Raw genomic sequence first — 13,480 nt, 5'->3', positions numbered from 1 at the left:
CCGGCACGGGCTGGATGGCTCCGAGATCGTCGGGCACCACGTCGTAGTCGGCGACGACCGCGATCACGGCCGCCGGGTCGAGGATCTCGTGCCGGTCGGTGCCGTCCACAGCGCCGGCGTGCCGGGCGGTGCGTCGTCGCCCGGAACGGGCCGGGCGTAGTAGGTCTGCAGGCCGGGATCCCACCCGACGAGCACCATCCCGATCGCCGGGTCGAGCGGGCGGAGGCTGTGCTGGCTCATCCCGTACCGCCCGCCGCCGCGCCGGGCGCTGCCGCACCGTCCATCATGGCGCCGTCCAGCACGGCACCGTCCAGCGCGGCTACGCCGGACAGCAGCCGGCCACCGGGAGTCGGCCGCAGCGGCCGAACGGTGGTCAGATCGCGGTCGGCGGACGCGGGGCGTCGGGCCAAGCGGGTGGCGGCGCCGGCATGAGCCTGTGGGTGCCCGGGTTCCGGACGTCGATGAGCTGCAAATCGGATTCCAGCCCGCGCAGCTCCGCGAGCTGCTCGATCGTGAGCCGGGAGCTGGCCTCGGCCAGCGGGCGGGCGGCCAGCGCCGCGGGCAGGTCGGCCAGCTGCCCGACCACCGCGTCGAAGCCGACCGGCCCAGCCGGACCGTGGCCTCCGCAGCGAGGTCGGGCTCGCCCACCAGCACGACGTCGCGATCCGGCGAGACAACATCGCCCGCCCACTCGGCGAAACGCCCCTGCAGCCCGATGTTCACCGCCCCGCGCAGGTGACCGGCGCCGAACTCCGCCGACTCGCGCGGATCGACCAACACAGCGCCAGCGGCGCGTCGAGCCAGCACCTCCTCCAAATCCAGCAGCGGGGAAGCCGCGTGCTCGTCCAACAGGGGATGCAGCTCGCGGTTGCGCCGGGCGTCGTAGGCAAATTACCCCGGGCGCACAGTGACCGGGCACGGCCCGCGCCGAGCCCCGGACGATGTCACGCTGCGTGACCGCCAACCGAACCTCAGCGGCGTGACTGTTGATCATAACCGAGTCCGACTACGCACCTCGTGTGCGAATTTTGTGCGAAGCCACGGATCTTGAAGGACGTTTCCCCAGGTCAGATGCCTGGGGCGGACGAGCTGGCCTGTAAGCCGGATCCTGTTCCCGGGCGCCTTGCGGCGCACCGTTCGGCGACCATCCATCTAGGCCTGCCGTCACCGGCAGGCTCGAGCGGTCTACCCGCAGGCTCGGACGGGCCGCCCTCGAACGCCTGCGCAGCTCCCGCCCCAGGGGACGGGAACCTCTTGACCTTGCTCCGGGTGGGGTTTACCAAGCCACCCCGGTCACCCGGGATGCTGGTGGTCTCTTACACCACCGTTTCACCCTTACCTCGCACTCGCGCGCGAGGCGGTCTGTTCTCTGTGGCACTTTCCCGCGGGTCGCCCCGGGTTGCCGTTGACAACCACCCTGCCCTACGGAGTCCGGACTTTCCTCGGCAGCGGTCCGTCCCCTCTTCCGGTAAGGACCGCCGACGCGGTCGCCCGGCCAGCTCGTCCGCGCCACCAGCCTACCGGCCGCCCACGCTGGTGATCCGGACGCGGTCACCAGTGGTGCGCCACGTCGATGACGATCCGCGAACCGGAACCCGGGCCCTCCAGCGTGAACACCCGGAACGGGAGGCGGGTGCGAGTGCCGACGCCGATCGTCGTGCCGCCCTCGAAGCTGCCGCCATAGATCACCGAACGCAGGGTTCGGAAGCCACTGACGTCGGCCAGCGGGCGCCCGGGGCTGACCGGCGGCGTGAGGGTGGCGTTGCCGCCATCGTCGTATGCCGGGTGGTGCAGCTGCACCCGCAGCTTCGCGCCGCCGGGCACCGGGAGGACATCGCCGGAGCCGTCCTGCTCGACCGTGTCCACGTACGCGACGCTGTAGCCGGCCGCCGGTCCGGGAAGGGTGAACACCACCCGGTCCCAGCAGCGGTCCGATCCCGTCCCAACGGCGGTGACCGGCGCGCGCCCAAGCACCCGCACGTCCTCAGGTGCGCTCCCCCACGATATCGAGCACACCGGCGCGGCAGCCGGGAGCACGGCAGGCACGAAGATCGCCGTCACCGGAAGGGCGACGCCGGCGAGCGCGAGCAGGACGGTCAGAGCACGACGCGCGGTGCTGGACACGGCGGCCTCCTCAGGGGGCGCGCCTTTTTCAAGGCGCATAACCTGAGGACGTCCGGGAAGCTCTCAGGTTGCGACGGCGCTCACACGTCGCGGTCGCGAGGATGCAGGTCAGCGCCGCAGCGCCAGCAGCAAGTGTCGCCCGCCGGGTCGCCCGCCGGCATCGCCCCGCACTCGGGGCACAGCCCGACGAGCCAGCACACCGGGTCGCCGCCGTCGGCGTTGTCGGACATCCCGCCATCCTGCCGTCGAGGTTGTGGGAGTGGCTGACACCATCAGGGGTGTTCCTCGCGGCCGTCTACGGGGGCTACTTCGGCGGGGCGCTCGGCGTGGTCCTCATCGCGACGCTGTCGCTCTTCGCCCACGACGGCTCGTGCGGCTCAACGCGCCAAGAGGCTGCTGTCGCTGGTGATCGCGACCGTCACCGTCGTGTTCTTCGCGTTGCGCGCCCCCGCGGACTGGCTCGCCGTGGCCGTGCTCGCTCGGCGCGCGGATCGCCCGGACGTCACCCGAGCCCGTGCTGCGCTGGTCCGTGGTGATCCTCGGCGTCACGGTCGGCGCGTACCTGATGGTGACCAACTGAGCGCGCCGTGCGCGCCCGCATGATCAGGGCGGCCACGTAGTAGGTGCACGGCGCGTCGGCCCGGTTGGCGTAGGCGTGCGTGGTGTCGGCGGGGAAATAGATCGAGTCGCCCGCCGCCAGGTCGTAGCCGGTATCGGCCAGGGTCAGGTGCAGCGTCCCGCAGAGCACCGTGACGAACTCGTGGGAACCGGGCGCGTAGGCGGGGTACTCGCCGGCGTCGCAGTGCGGCGGCAGCGTGGTGCGGATCCACTCGAAGTTCACGCCGGGCACGACCGGGGTCAGGATGGTCCGCTGCCATCCGCCGGGCTCGGCGACCGTGTCCTGCTCGCCGGCCCGTCGCATCACCACCCGGTCGGCCCCGACGGCGCTGATCAGGTGGGTGAGCGGCAGGTGCAGGCCGTCGGCGATCCGCGAGAGCACCACGACGGTCGGCGTCTTCTCTCCGCGCTCAATCGCCGACAGCATGCTGACGCTCACCCCGGCCTCGCGCGCGACGGCGCTGAGCGCGAGCCCCCGCTCCGTGCGGAGCGCGTGGAGGTGACGACCGAGTTCCCCGGGGTCGATCATTCCTCTATGGTAGTGATTGTGTGCTCTATAGAGGAAGCCTCTGTCCCCGACGCGGAGGAGGTCGCCCCGATCTTCGCGCACTACGCCACCACCAGTGTGGTCACGTTCGAGACCACCCCGCTGCCCGCCGAGTCGTGGGCGGAGCGGATCAGGTCGGTCCGCGCCGCAGGCCTGCCGTTCCTCGTGCTCGTGCGCGACGGTGAGGTTCGGGGGTTCGGCTACGCGGCGCCGTGGCGGCCGAAGCCCGCGTACCGGCACACCGTCGAGGTGACGATCTACCTCCACCCCGACGACACCGGCCGCGGCTACGGGCGACGCCTGCTGGCCGACCTTCTCGCCCGCTGCGCCGACGCCGGAGCCCGGCAGGCGATCGCAGTCATCGCCGACTCCGGCAGCCCGGCTTCCGAGCGGTTGCACCAGGCCGCGGGTTTCGCGGTGGTGGGGCGGCTGTCCCGGGTCGGCCACAAGCACGGCCGGTGGGTCGACACCATCCTCATGCAGCGCGAGCTGGCCGCCACCGGCTGAGCCCTCAGAGCGCCGCCGGATGGTGGCTGGTGTCGTTCACCAGGCGCACGCTCGCGCCGCCGTCCGGGTAGAAGTCCGCGATGGACAGCGCCGCCAGGTCCAGGTGCAGCCGGTACAGCACGCCGGGGCCGGCTTGCAGAGCATCGCGCAGCAGCATCTTGATCGGCGTCACGTGGCTGACCAGCACAACGGTCGCGCCGGGGTACTCACTCACCACGGCCGCTCGCTCCGCCTCCACACGCCTGCCGACCGCCGCGAAGCTCTCCCCGCCCGGCGGGGCGACCTCCTCCGAGCCCAGCCAGGCCGCGTGCAGCTCCGGGTCACGCGCCTTCGCCTCGGCGAAGGTCAGCCCCTCCCACGCGCCGAAGTCGGTCTCGATCAGGCCTTCCCGGACGGAGAGCGGGGCGCCGGTCGCCTCGGCGACGGCCTGCGCGGTCTCGCGGGCCCGCAGCAGCGGCGACGTCAGTACGGCCGCGATGCCGGGCATCCCCGCCAGCCGGGCGGCGGCGCCGACGGCCTGGGCGCGGCCCAGCGGCGTGAGCTCCGGGTCGCCGTGGCCGGAGTAGCGCCGCTCCACCGACAGCGGCGTCTGGCCGTGGCGCAGGAGCAGCAGCCGGGTCGGCGCGCCGACCTGCCCAGTCCAGCTCGCCGACGCGGGGGCGCCGGTCGTCACCGGGCCGCTTGCGCGTCCATCGCGCGGTTGGCCAGCGCGTCGGCGCGCGAGTTGCGCAGCCGCGGGATCCACTCGAACCGCACCGGCCCGATCTCCCGGACGAGCCGTCCCGCCTCCAGCGCCAGCGGCTGCATCGCCGGGTGCTTCACCTTCCAACGCCCCGACATCTGCTCTACGACGAGCTTGGAGTCCATCCGCACGTCCACCTCGGTGGCGCCCAGCTCGATCGCGGCCCGCAGCCCGGCGATGAGCCCTTGGTACTCGGCCACGTTGTTGGTGGTGACGCCGAGGCCCTCGGCGCGTTCGGCGAGCACCTCCTCGGTGGCCGGGTCGAGCACGACGGCGCCGTAACCCGCCGGCCCGGGGTTGCCCCGCGACCCACCGTCTGCCTCGACGACCACCTTCACAGACCCGACTCCTTCGTCCGCACGAGGATGACCCCGCACTCCTCGCAGTGCACCAGCTCGTCCGGCGCGGCCGCGCGCAGCTCCGCGATGGCCGTGCGGTCAAGCTCCAGCCGGCAGGCCTGGCAGCGCCGCTGCAGGAGCGGCGCCGCCCCGACCCCGCGCGACTCACGCCGCCGCTCGTACACGGTGAGGACGTCGGCGGGCACGGTCGCGACGACCTCCTCACGGGCCCGGCGGCGGCCCGCCTCGGCGGCGTCGATGTCGGCGATCGCGGTGTCGCGGCGCTCGGTGATCGCCGTGAGCTCCCGCTCGGCCGCGGCCAGCGCCCCCCGGGAGTGCTCGACGTCGACGCCGACGGCCTCCCGCTGCTCCATGATCTCGAGCTGCTCGTCCTCCAGCACGCTCTGCCGGCGGGCGAGGGTTTCCAGCTCGTGCTGGATGTCGGTGGCCTGCTTCGCGCCGATCCCGGCGCTGGCGAGCATCGTGTTGTCGCGCTCCGTGCGCGCCCGCACGCCCTCGACGTCGCGCTCGATGCGCCGGATGTCGCGGTCCAGGTCGCCCGCGGCCGTCTCCACCTCGACGAGCTTGTCCTTCCCGGCGCGCACGGCCGCCTCGGCCTCGGTGAGCGCGGCGTGCTCGGGCAGGGTGCGGCGGCGGTGGGCGAGCCGGGTCAGCTCGGCGTCAACCTCGGCCAGGTCGAGGAGCCGCCGCTGCACGGCTGGGTCGGCTTTCACTGGGTCATCCTTCTCAGGTCGGGCCTTGTCATGTGGCGAGCCTTCCGATGGTCGGTGCGACGCTCCACGGATCGGTGCGGCGGCCCGAAACGCGAACCTCGACGCTACCGCCCAGCGCCGCGCGCACAACGGCGGCCGCCTGCCCGCACCACGGCCACTCCGACGCCCAGTGCGCCACGTCTACGAGCGCAGGCGTCGGGCCGCCGACTGTGCCCGCAAGCAGGTGCTCGGCCGCGGGGTGGTGGCGCAGGTCCGCGGTGACGTACGCGTCGACCCCTGCCCCGATCGCCGCCCCCAGCGCGGAGTCACCCGCTCCCCCGCATACGGCGACCGTCGCGATCATTCGGTCGGGGTCACCCGCGGCCCGCACGCCCCACGTCGTCGGCGGGAGCGCCGCGGCCACCCGCTCGGCGAAAGCCGAGAGCGGTTCCGGTGCAGGCAGGCTCCCCACCCGGCCGAGGCCGGTGGTCGCGGGCAGGTCGGCGAGCTCCAGCACGTCGAACGCCGGTTCCTCGTACGGGTGCGCGGCCCGCAGCGCCGCCACCACGGCGGCCCGGCGCCCACGCGGGAGCACCATCTCCAGCCGCGTCTCGGCCACCCGCTCCAGCTTCCCGACCGTCCCGATCGTCGGGTTGGCGCCGGCCAGCGGCTTGAACTGCCCGGTGCCCGCGGTCGCGAACGAGCAGTGGCTGTAGTCGCCGATCGCCCCCGCTCCCGCCGCGGACAGGGCCTCGTGCACCTCCGTGATGGCGGGCCCGACCGGGATGAACGTGATGATCTTGTCGAGGGGTTCGGTGGTCGCGGGCACGAGCGGCCCGGTGACGTCGAGCCCGATCGCCTCGGCGAGCGCGTCGGAGACGCCGGGGTCAGCGGAGTCGGCGTTGGTGTGGGCCGTGTAGAGCGCGGTGCCGCCGCGGATCAGCCGGTGGAGCAGGGCGCCCTTCGGCGTGTCGGCCCCGACGCCGTGCACACCGCGCAGCAGCAGCGGGTGGTGCGTCACGAGCAGCTGCGCGGATCCGAGGGCCTCGTCGACGGTTTCGGGCACCGGGTCAACGGCGAAGAGCACCGACGACACCTGCTCGGCCGGGTCACCGCAGACCAGCCCCACCGCGTCCCAGTCGGCCGCGAGGGCAGGTGGGTAGGCGGCCTCCAGCGCGGCGATCACGTCCCCGAGGCTGGCCGTCATGCCGCCACCGCCGTGAGGGCGTCCGCGAGTGCCGCGACCAGCCTGGCCACCTGCAGCGCAGGCCGCACCGCCACCCGGACGTGGTCGGGCCCGAGCCCGGGGAAGGTGTCTCCCCTGCGGACCGCGATCCCGGCGTCCCGCAAGGCGGCCCGCACCGGGGCGCCGTGGCCGTCGGGCAGGCGAAGCAGCAGGTAGGGGGCCTGACCGGGCAGCACCGTGACGCCGGGGATGGCGGCGAGCCGTTCCGCCTGCTCGGCCCGGGCGAGCGCCAGCGCGTCGGCCGCAAGCCGCGACTCCTCGACGGCCGCCGGGGACGAGCAGGCGATGACGGCCTCCAGCGCGGGGGTGGAAACCGGCCACGGCGGGCGCGGCGCGGCGAGCCGGGCGAGCAGGTCCGGCGCGCCGAGGGCGTACCCGGCGCGCAGCCCGGCCAGCGCCCAGGTCTTGGTGAGGCTGCGGAACACCAGCAGCCCGGGCACGTCGGCGTCGCGGGCGAGCGTCTCCGGCTCGCCCGGTACCGCGTCGGCGAAGGCCTCGTCGACCACCAGGACGCGGCCCGGCGCGGCGAGCGCGCGGACGTCGGCGGCCGGGTGTAGTACGCCGGTGGGGTTGGTGGGGTTGCCGACGACCACGAGGTCGGCCGCCGCAGGCACCTCGTCTGGCCGCAGCCGGTGTCCGTCCGCCTCGCTGGTGAGGACCCGCACCACCGGGACGCCGGCGTCCCGCAGGGCAGCCTCGGGCTCGGTGAAGCCGGGATGCACGACGGCGGCGAGGCGCGGCTGCAGCGCCGGGAGCAGCGCGAACCCCTCGGCGCTCCCGGCGAGCACCAGCACCTCCTCGGGGCGTCGCCCGTGCCGTTCGGCAACGCCGTGGCGGGCACGGGCATCATGCGCGGCGGCCGGGTAGCGGCCGAGCCCATCGAGCGTGGCGACGAGCCGGTCCCGCAGCCAGGCGGGCGGCCCGCTCCCCTGCACGTTCACGGCGAAGTCCAGCAGGCCCGGCTCGGCATCGACGTCGCCGTGGTGGCGCAGCGAGTCCGCTTGATCCATGCGGAGAGCCTAGGACGTGGACAGAACGCGGACCCCGATCGCCACGACCCCGAGGGCCTCGCGTTCCGGCGGATAGATCCGCCGTAGGTTCGCGAGCTGCTCGTTCCGGCCTGTGGTGGGATCGAGCGCCGCGAACGACTCGTGGTCGACCAGCTCGGCGAAGGAGCGGTACCGGCGCACGGCTGTGACCTCGCTGTCCACCCGCAGCTCCGCGCAGCGGAACCGGATGGTGTCCCCGGCCGCGATCGCGTTCCGTTTCGCATCGGCCACGCGCACCTCCACCGTCTTGCGCCCGCTCGCGACGAGGTCGAAGTACCGCCGGAGGAACCGCATCTCGTGGACCGGCACGACCGCTCAGCCGGACGCGACGACCACGAGCAGCACGATGTGCACCACGACGCCGACCGTGAGCCCCGCGCACGCCACCACCAACCCGGCGATGGCCAGCCCGCGGTCGGAGACGAACCCGAGCTTCGCCAGTTCCAGGGCCTTCAGCGCGAGGACGACGCCGACGACGCCGCACGCGATCCCGGCGATCCCGAAGAGCGGCACCCACCCGAGCAGCAGCGCGATGAACCCGAAAGCGAACGCCGCCGGGCCGGTGTTCGTCACCGGCTTCCGCGGGTAGGGCCCGTAGACGGGCTGCGGCAGCTGGTAGGGCGGGTACTGCTGGTGGGGAGGCGGGTAGGCCGGGTGCTGGGGCGGATACGACTGGGCCGGGTAAGGCTGGGACGGGTAAGGCTGGGACGGATAGGGCTGCGTCGGGTACTGCGGAGGGGAGGCCGGACGGGTCGGCTCGTCGGGCTCGGTCATCTGGCTCCTCCAGGATCGGCGAGCGGCCCCGCAATCTCGGGTGATCACCGATCAGTGCCTCGCAGCCCCTGCCACGGCCGTTACCTGCAGCCGCCGGTACCCGGCGCGAATCGCGACCTCGCAAGGGGTCGGCCCCGCCGGGCGCGCGTTGGGAGGGGGGCATCGCGCGCCGGCGGCGCGGCCGACAGTATGCAAGACGCGATGATCAGGCTGAGCGTTACTCCAAATCGGACGATCCACGCAACGTGCCCCTGATCGCCCTGGCAGCGTCGGCGAGTTTCGCGGTCGAGCAAGGCCACGGGTCACGTGGTGTACCGCGCCCAGGGGTGGTGCACGCCCGGCAGCGACCGTTGCCGTCGGGCACGTGCGCGGCGGTGATGCGCTCGACGACATACGGCATGTCCGCGAGAGCCTGCGCGGCACCTGACCACTGGTCAGCCACGAGGCTCCTTTGACCCAGTTCGTCCCAGTGGATGCGCGCCGCTTCCAAGCGCTCGTCGAGGTGCTCGTCAGCTGGGTATGCGGTCAGGCCACAGAAGCACCACGGGGAGCCGTCAGCGGAGCGATAGAGCAGGTACCGGCCGTGTGGGCACAGTCGTAGCGGCTCGGCTAGAGGCACTCGACGATCGTCTCAAACGTCAACAAAGACAACAACGGAAGTATAGACAACAACATCAACAGAGAGTCACATCGGACTGCTTCGTCAACTACGGTCCGCTCATGGCCCTGCTGACGTCCGGACAGCTCGCGAAGGAGCTGGGCGTCACCCGTGCAGCCGTGAACAAATGGGCGCAGGAGGGCAAGATCACGCCCGAGGTGACGACTCCCGGCGGGCATCACCGGTGGGTGCTGGACGACGTGAAGCGGCAGCTGCGAGAGATGCAGCGGCGCGGCGGATGACCTCCGCGAGCAGGTGCCCTCGGTGCGGGCGTCCAGCCGTCGGTCAGACTGGTCCGGTGACCCCTGCCCACAAGAGGCTCACCGTCGTCTTCGTCTGCACCGGCAACATCTGCCGCTCCCCCATCGCGGAGAAGGTGTTCGTCCACGAGTTGGAGCACGCCGGCCTGGCCGATACCGTGCACGTCTCGAGCGCGGGCACCGGCGGCTGGCACATCGGTTCCCCCGCCGACGAACGCGCCGCCGCGCTGCTGCGGGCCGAGGGCTACCCGTTCGAGCACGCCGCCCGCCAGGTGGACGCCGAGCAGCTCGGTGCCGATCTCCTGGTGGCGCTCGACAACTCCCACCGCAGAGCGCTGAGGTCGATGGTCCCCGAGCCGGAGCGGGTGCGGCTGCTGCGCTCCTTCGACCCCGACTCCCCGCCCGGCGCCGAGGTGCCCGACCCCTACTACGGCAGCGACGACGGGTTCGCCGAGGTCCTGAAGATGATCCGGGCGGCAATACCGGGGATGCTCGAGTGGGTGCGTCAGAACCGGTGACGGTGCTCGGGCGTGTCGTCCGCACCAGCAGCGCGCTGGGCGGCGGCGCGGCCCGCGTCACGCTCGCGGACGGGCGCACGGTCGTCGTGAAGACCGGTGCGGAAGCCGCCCTCGCCGCGGAGGCGGCCGGGCTGCGCTGGCTGGGTGCGGCGGGCGGAACGCGCGTCCCGGCGGTGCTCGAACGGACCGCTGGGCGGCTCGTCACCGAGTTCGTACCGGGTGGCTCCCCCAGTACGGCCACAGCGGCGGAGCTGGGCCGCGGCCTGGCGCGGATGCACGCGGCGGGCGCGCCGGCGTTCGGCGCGCCGCCGCCCGACGGTCCCGCCGATGCCTTCATCGGCCGCGCCCCGATGCGCAACGCGACCGCCGCCGGCTGGCCCGAGTGGTACGCCGCGGACCGGCTGCTGCCCTACCTGCGCTCGGCTCGAGACGCCGGGAGCCTCACCGGCTCGGAGGCCGCCGCGATCGAGGCGGTCGCCGGGCGGATCGCGGATCTGGCCGGCCCGCCCGAGCCGCCCGCGCGGCTGCACGGCGACCTGTGGTCGGGCAACGTGCTCTGGTCGCCGGACGGCGCCGTGCTCATCGACCCGGCCGCGCACGGCGGGCACCGCGAGACCGACCTCGCGATGCTCTCGCTGTTCGGCTGCCCGCACCTCGGCGCCGTCCTCGACGCGTACACCGAGGCCGCGCCACTGGCGGACGGCTGGCGCGCCCGGGTCCCGTTGCATCAGCTGTTCCCGCTACTCGTGCACACGGTGCTGTTCGGCCGCGGGTACGCGGCGCAGGCCCTCGCCGCCGCGCGTGCCCTCTGATCCCGGCCGCAACTCGCACGCACTCACCCCGACTCGCGCGCACTCACACCCCGACTCGCGCGCACTCACACCCCGACTCGCGCGCTCTCAGGCCCCGACTCGCGGGGAAGGGCGGGGTCTTCCGCGAGTCGGGGGCTGAGTGCGCGCGAGTTGCTGTGGGTCAGCGCCAGTCGTCGAGCAGGCGGACGTCCTCGCGGTCGTAGCCGGGCTCGTTCGGGCGGTGCATCGTCACGCCGGGAGTCTCGGTGCGGAAGCCGACCGCGAGGAGCTGCCGGTAGGCCTCGTGGCGTGCGGTGTTCACCCCGAGCGTGAGCCGCGCGACACCGCGCTCCGCCGCGTAGCCGAGGCAGGCGTCGACCAGCGCGGCGAACGCGTCGGCGAGCCCGGGGCCCGGCCGGACCGCGGCGAACTTCACGTAGGCGATGCCGCCGCCGGCCTCCGTGCCCGGGCCGGCGTGGCACACGGCGAACCCGCGCGGGGCGTCCGGCTCACCGATCAGCACGACGTCACCGAGCCGCTGGTCCAGCACCGCCGCGATCTCGCCGCGCACGTCGAGACCCTCGTGGATCGTTCCGGTCACGTCCGCGCACGCGGCTACCAGCGCGGCCCGGTCGGCTGGGGCCGCGGCCGACATGCGCCACCCGAGGGCTGGTTCGGTGCCGGTGACCGAGCGGGACATGATCGCGGTGAGAAACCGCGGCCAGAACCCGAACCGCTGGTAGAGCCGGTGGTGCTGCGGGCTCTGGGCGAACGTGAAGAGACCCTGGTGGGCGGCGCCCCACCCGTCGAGGACGTCGACGGCCGCGGCCACCAGCCGCGCCCCCACGCCCGACCCCCACAGTTTCGGGACGACCGACAAGGGCCCGAAGTACGCGACGCTCCCCCACGACGCCATGAGGTTGGAACCCACGAGCTCCCCATCCGCGTACGCCGCAAGCGCCGTGGTGTGCGGGGCGAGGAGCCTGGTCGCGAGGAGCCGGGTGTCCGCCGGTAGGGCGACGCCGAGTACGGTGCCGAACGCCTCGCGGAAGACGCGGTCGGCCGCCGGGAGTTCGGACCCGTCGAGCCGCCGCACCTCGATCTCCATGCGCGGAGCATGCCCCGTGGCTGCTCCATACGGACGGCCGGGTTACCCCTTCCAGGGGTCGAGCCGCCCGGGCCGGGGTGACCAGTCAGGAGAGCTCCACCAGCTCCGCCAATGACTCACCCATCGCCTTGGCGAGCACATTGACGTCCGGCAGCGCGTCCCGGTCGGCGGTGAGCCCGTAGTGCACGCCCCCGTCGTATGAGGTGATCCCGACGGCGACCGCCTGCCCCCCGGCCAGCGGCACCACGGGGAACATGTCGAGCATCCGGCCGCCCATCGCGTAGAGCGGGCGCGGCGGCCCCGGCACGTTCGTGACGAGCACGTTGTAGAAGTTGCTCGAGTACTGGCTGGCCAGCCGCGCCCCGAGGCTGTGCACGAGCGGCGGCGCGAGGCCGACGAGCCCCACGAGGGCCCTCGCGCCGACCGCCTGCCCGCTGCGCTTGTGCACCTCCATCGCCTCGCGCACGGTTGCGAGCCGGACGATCGGGTCCTCCTCGGCGACGGGCAGGTCGACGAGGTAGGCGGAGATGGAGTTGCCGCTGCGCGTGCCGTTGCGTGCCCTGGCCCGCACACTCACCGGCACCATCGCCCGCACCGAGGTGTCGGTGGTCAGCGGCTCGCCGCAGCTGATGAGCCACTGCCTCAGTGCACCTGCGACGACCGCCAGGACCACGTCGTTGACGGTGCCGCCTTGCGTCTTGCGGACCGTCCGGTGGTCCGCGAGCGACGTGCGCAGCATCGCGTAGCGGCGCTGTTCGCCGGTGGCCGCGTTGAGCGGCTGCACCGGCCGCGTCATCGCCGCGCTGCGGCCGGCGGCGAGCACACCCTCGACCGTGCGGCTCACGGCCCCGGCGGCCTCGCGGATGTCGGCGAGCGCCCGCCCTGCCACGTCGAGCACCTCGCGCGGGCGGCACAGGGCGTGCGCCGCCGCCGACGCGGCGAGCTCCAGCCCGGACGGCTCCCTGGCCGGGTTCCACTCCTCGCCGGGTGTCTCCCGCGGCTCCGGGGCGAGGTCGAGCAGCACCGCGCCGATGTCCATCGACGCCAGCCCGTCGACCATCGCGTGGTGGGTCTTGGTGACCACCGCGAACCGGCCATCGGCCAGCCCTTCGACGATGTAGACCTCCCAGAGCGGGCGCGAGCGGTCGAGCTGCCGGGCCAGCAGCCTGCCCACCAGCTCCAGGAGCACCTCCTCGGTGCCGGGTGCCGGCAGCGCCGACCTGCGGACGTGGAAGGCCAGGTCGAAGTCCGGGTCGTCCACCCACACCGGCAGCCCGAGCCCCCCGGGCACCTCGCGGACCTTCTGCCGGTAGCGGGGCACCAGCGCAAGCCGGTGTCCGATGAGCTCCATGAAGGCGTCGGCGTCGAAGGGGGCGTCGGCGGGCGGTGCGAACGTCATGACCGCACCGACATGCATCGCGGCCGTCCGGTGCTCCGCGAACAGGAAGGAGGCATCGAGCGGCGAGAGACGGTCCGGCACAACCATC

General features: G+C 73.4%; 16 protein-coding genes, 1 other RNA gene and 2 pseudogenes. 4 read left to right on the top strand and 15 right to left on the bottom strand.

The window, feature by feature from the left end; genetic code table 11:
• Nucleotides 1-63 precede the first annotated feature (63 nt).
• The 7 genes and pseudogenes from ABD143_RS22250 to ABD143_RS22225 form a co-directional block, all read right to left on the bottom strand.
• The gene (locus ABD143_RS22250; protein ID WP_343981640.1) at nt 64-240 is read right to left on the bottom strand and encodes a hypothetical protein; all 177 of its coding nucleotides are present in this window, start codon (nt 238-240) and stop codon (nt 64-66) included.
• Between the two features lie 133 nt (nt 241-373).
• Nucleotides 374-586 (bottom strand): rhodanese-like domain-containing protein, encoded by a 213-nt coding sequence (locus ABD143_RS22245; protein ID WP_343981637.1) that lies wholly within the window; start codon nt 584-586, stop codon nt 374-376.
• A 47-nt stretch (nt 587-633) separates the two neighbouring features.
• Nucleotides 634-807: pseudogene (locus tag ABD143_RS38295) on the bottom strand (rhodanese-like domain-containing protein); the annotation flags it as partial.
• A 274-nt stretch (nt 808-1,081) separates the two neighbouring features.
• Nucleotides 1,082-1,503: RNase P RNA component class A (gene rnpB, locus ABD143_RS22240), an RNA gene on the bottom strand.
• A 48-nt stretch (nt 1,504-1,551) separates the two neighbouring features.
• Nucleotides 1,552-2,124 (bottom strand): AMIN-like domain-containing (lipo)protein, encoded by a 573-nt coding sequence (locus ABD143_RS22235; protein WP_343981634.1) that lies wholly within the window; start codon nt 2,122-2,124, stop codon nt 1,552-1,554.
• 80 nt (nt 2,125-2,204) lie between these two features.
• Nucleotides 2,205-2,354, bottom strand: coding sequence for a paraquat-inducible protein A (locus ABD143_RS22230; RefSeq protein WP_343981631.1), 150 nt, complete (start codon nt 2,352-2,354; stop codon nt 2,205-2,207).
• A 272-nt stretch (nt 2,355-2,626) separates the two neighbouring features.
• Entirely contained in the window at nt 2,627-3,271 is a 645-nt protein-coding gene (locus ABD143_RS22225) for a helix-turn-helix domain-containing protein (protein ID WP_343981628.1), read from the bottom strand.
• Between the two features lie 18 nt (nt 3,272-3,289).
• Here ABD143_RS22225 and ABD143_RS22220 point away from each other — a divergent pair, with 18 nt between their 5' ends.
• On the top strand, nt 3,290-3,796 hold the full coding sequence (locus tag ABD143_RS22220) for a GNAT family N-acetyltransferase (RefSeq protein WP_343981625.1): 507 nt from the start codon (nt 3,290-3,292) through the stop codon (nt 3,794-3,796).
• A gap of 4 nt (nt 3,797-3,800) precedes the next feature.
• Here the strand turns inward: ABD143_RS22220 and ABD143_RS22215 are convergent.
• The 6 genes and pseudogenes from ABD143_RS22215 to ABD143_RS22190 form a co-directional block, all read right to left on the bottom strand.
• Nucleotides 3,801-4,870 (bottom strand): annotated as a pseudogene (locus ABD143_RS22215) (histidine phosphatase family protein).
• Nucleotides 4,871-4,872: 2 nt separating this feature from the next.
• Nucleotides 4,873-5,610: a zinc ribbon domain-containing protein gene (locus ABD143_RS22210; RefSeq protein ID WP_343981622.1), complete on the bottom strand. Its 738-nt coding sequence runs from the start codon at nt 5,608-5,610 to the stop codon at nt 4,873-4,875.
• 28 nt (nt 5,611-5,638) lie between these two features.
• Nucleotides 5,639-6,796 carry a Nif3-like dinuclear metal center hexameric protein gene (locus tag ABD143_RS22205; RefSeq protein ID WP_343981620.1) on the bottom strand — a complete coding sequence of 386 codons (1,158 nt, stop codon included), beginning with the start codon at nt 6,794-6,796 and terminating at the stop codon, nt 5,639-5,641.
• Nucleotides 6,793-7,845, bottom strand: a complete 1,053-nt coding sequence (cobC, locus tag ABD143_RS22200; RefSeq protein ID WP_343981617.1) for an Rv2231c family histidinol phosphate aminotransferase CobC — start codon at nt 7,843-7,845, stop codon at nt 6,793-6,795. The genes ABD143_RS22205 and cobC overlap by 4 nt, the downstream gene beginning before the upstream one ends.
• Before the next feature lie 9 nt (nt 7,846-7,854).
• Nucleotides 7,855-8,193 carry an ASCH domain-containing protein gene (locus ABD143_RS22195; protein WP_343981614.1) on the bottom strand — a complete coding sequence of 113 codons (339 nt, stop codon included), beginning with the start codon at nt 8,191-8,193 and terminating at the stop codon, nt 7,855-7,857.
• 6 nt (nt 8,194-8,199) lie between these two features.
• Nucleotides 8,200-8,658 carry a hypothetical protein gene (locus ABD143_RS22190; protein WP_343981611.1) on the bottom strand — a complete coding sequence of 153 codons (459 nt, stop codon included), beginning with the start codon at nt 8,656-8,658 and terminating at the stop codon, nt 8,200-8,202.
• Nucleotides 8,659-9,378: 720 nt separating this feature from the next.
• Between ABD143_RS22190 and ABD143_RS22185 the strand changes: the two genes are divergently transcribed.
• The 3 genes from ABD143_RS22185 to ABD143_RS22175 are packed head-to-tail and all read left to right on the top strand — an operon-like array spanning nt 9,379 to nt 10,906.
• The gene (locus tag ABD143_RS22185) at nt 9,379-9,558 is read left to right on the top strand and encodes a MerR family DNA-binding transcriptional regulator (protein ID WP_343981608.1); all 180 of its coding nucleotides are present in this window, start codon (nt 9,379-9,381) and stop codon (nt 9,556-9,558) included.
• Nucleotides 9,559-9,614: 56 nt separating this feature from the next.
• A complete protein-coding gene (locus tag ABD143_RS22180; protein ID WP_343981605.1) occupies nt 9,615-10,094 on the top strand; it encodes a low molecular weight protein-tyrosine-phosphatase in 480 nt (159 codons plus the stop codon).
• Complete coding sequence (locus ABD143_RS22175; protein ID WP_379659695.1) at nt 10,073-10,906, top strand: fructosamine kinase family protein; 834 nt, start codon at nt 10,073-10,075, stop codon at nt 10,904-10,906. Before ABD143_RS22180 ends, ABD143_RS22175 begins: the two co-directional genes overlap by 22 nt.
• A gap of 160 nt (nt 10,907-11,066) precedes the next feature.
• Here the strand turns inward: ABD143_RS22175 and ABD143_RS22170 are convergent, their stop codons facing one another.
• Both ABD143_RS22170 and ABD143_RS22165 read right to left on the bottom strand, forming a co-directional pair.
• Nucleotides 11,067-11,993, bottom strand: a complete 927-nt coding sequence (locus ABD143_RS22170) for a GNAT family N-acetyltransferase (RefSeq protein ID WP_343981603.1) — start codon at nt 11,991-11,993, stop codon at nt 11,067-11,069.
• Between the two features lie 85 nt (nt 11,994-12,078).
• On the bottom strand, nt 12,079-13,473 hold the full coding sequence (locus tag ABD143_RS22165; RefSeq protein WP_343981600.1) for a WS/DGAT/MGAT family O-acyltransferase: 1,395 nt from the start codon (nt 13,471-13,473) through the stop codon (nt 12,079-12,081).
• Nucleotides 13,474-13,480 lie beyond the last annotated feature (7 nt).

This window comes from Pseudonocardia aurantiaca (genome assembly GCF_039526725.1).
Lineage (GTDB): Bacteria > Actinomycetota > Actinomycetes > Mycobacteriales > Pseudonocardiaceae > Pseudonocardia > Pseudonocardia aurantiaca.
Note: the sequence above shows the minus strand (reverse complement) of the source record. Positions and strands in the feature narration are given on the sequence as shown.

Coding starts and splice junctions, on each gene's coding strand:
- ABD143_RS22170 (WP_343981603.1), bottom strand. CDS start 11,993: ATGGAGATCGAGGTGCGGCGGCTCGACGGGTCCGAACTCCCGGCGGCC.
- ABD143_RS22190 (WP_343981611.1), bottom strand. CDS start 8,658: ATGACCGAGCCCGACGAGCCGACCCGTCCGGCCTCCCCTCCGCAGTAC.
- cobC (WP_343981617.1), bottom strand. CDS start 7,845: ATGGATCAAGCGGACTCGCTGCGCCACCACGGCGACGTCGATGCCGAG.
- ABD143_RS22205 (WP_343981620.1), bottom strand. CDS start 6,796: ATGACGGCCAGCCTCGGGGACGTGATCGCCGCGCTGGAGGCCGCCTAC.
- ABD143_RS22230 (WP_343981631.1), bottom strand. CDS start 2,354: ATGTCCGACAACGCCGACGGCGGCGACCCGGTGTGCTGGCTCGTCGGG.
- ABD143_RS22250 (WP_343981640.1), bottom strand. CDS start 240: ATGAGCCAGCACAGCCTCCGCCCGCTCGACCCGGCGATCGGGATGGTG.
- ABD143_RS22225 (WP_343981628.1), bottom strand. CDS start 3,271: ATGATCGACCCCGGGGAACTCGGTCGTCACCTCCACGCGCTCCGCACG.
- ABD143_RS22185 (WP_343981608.1), top strand. CDS start 9,379: ATGGCCCTGCTGACGTCCGGACAGCTCGCGAAGGAGCTGGGCGTCACC.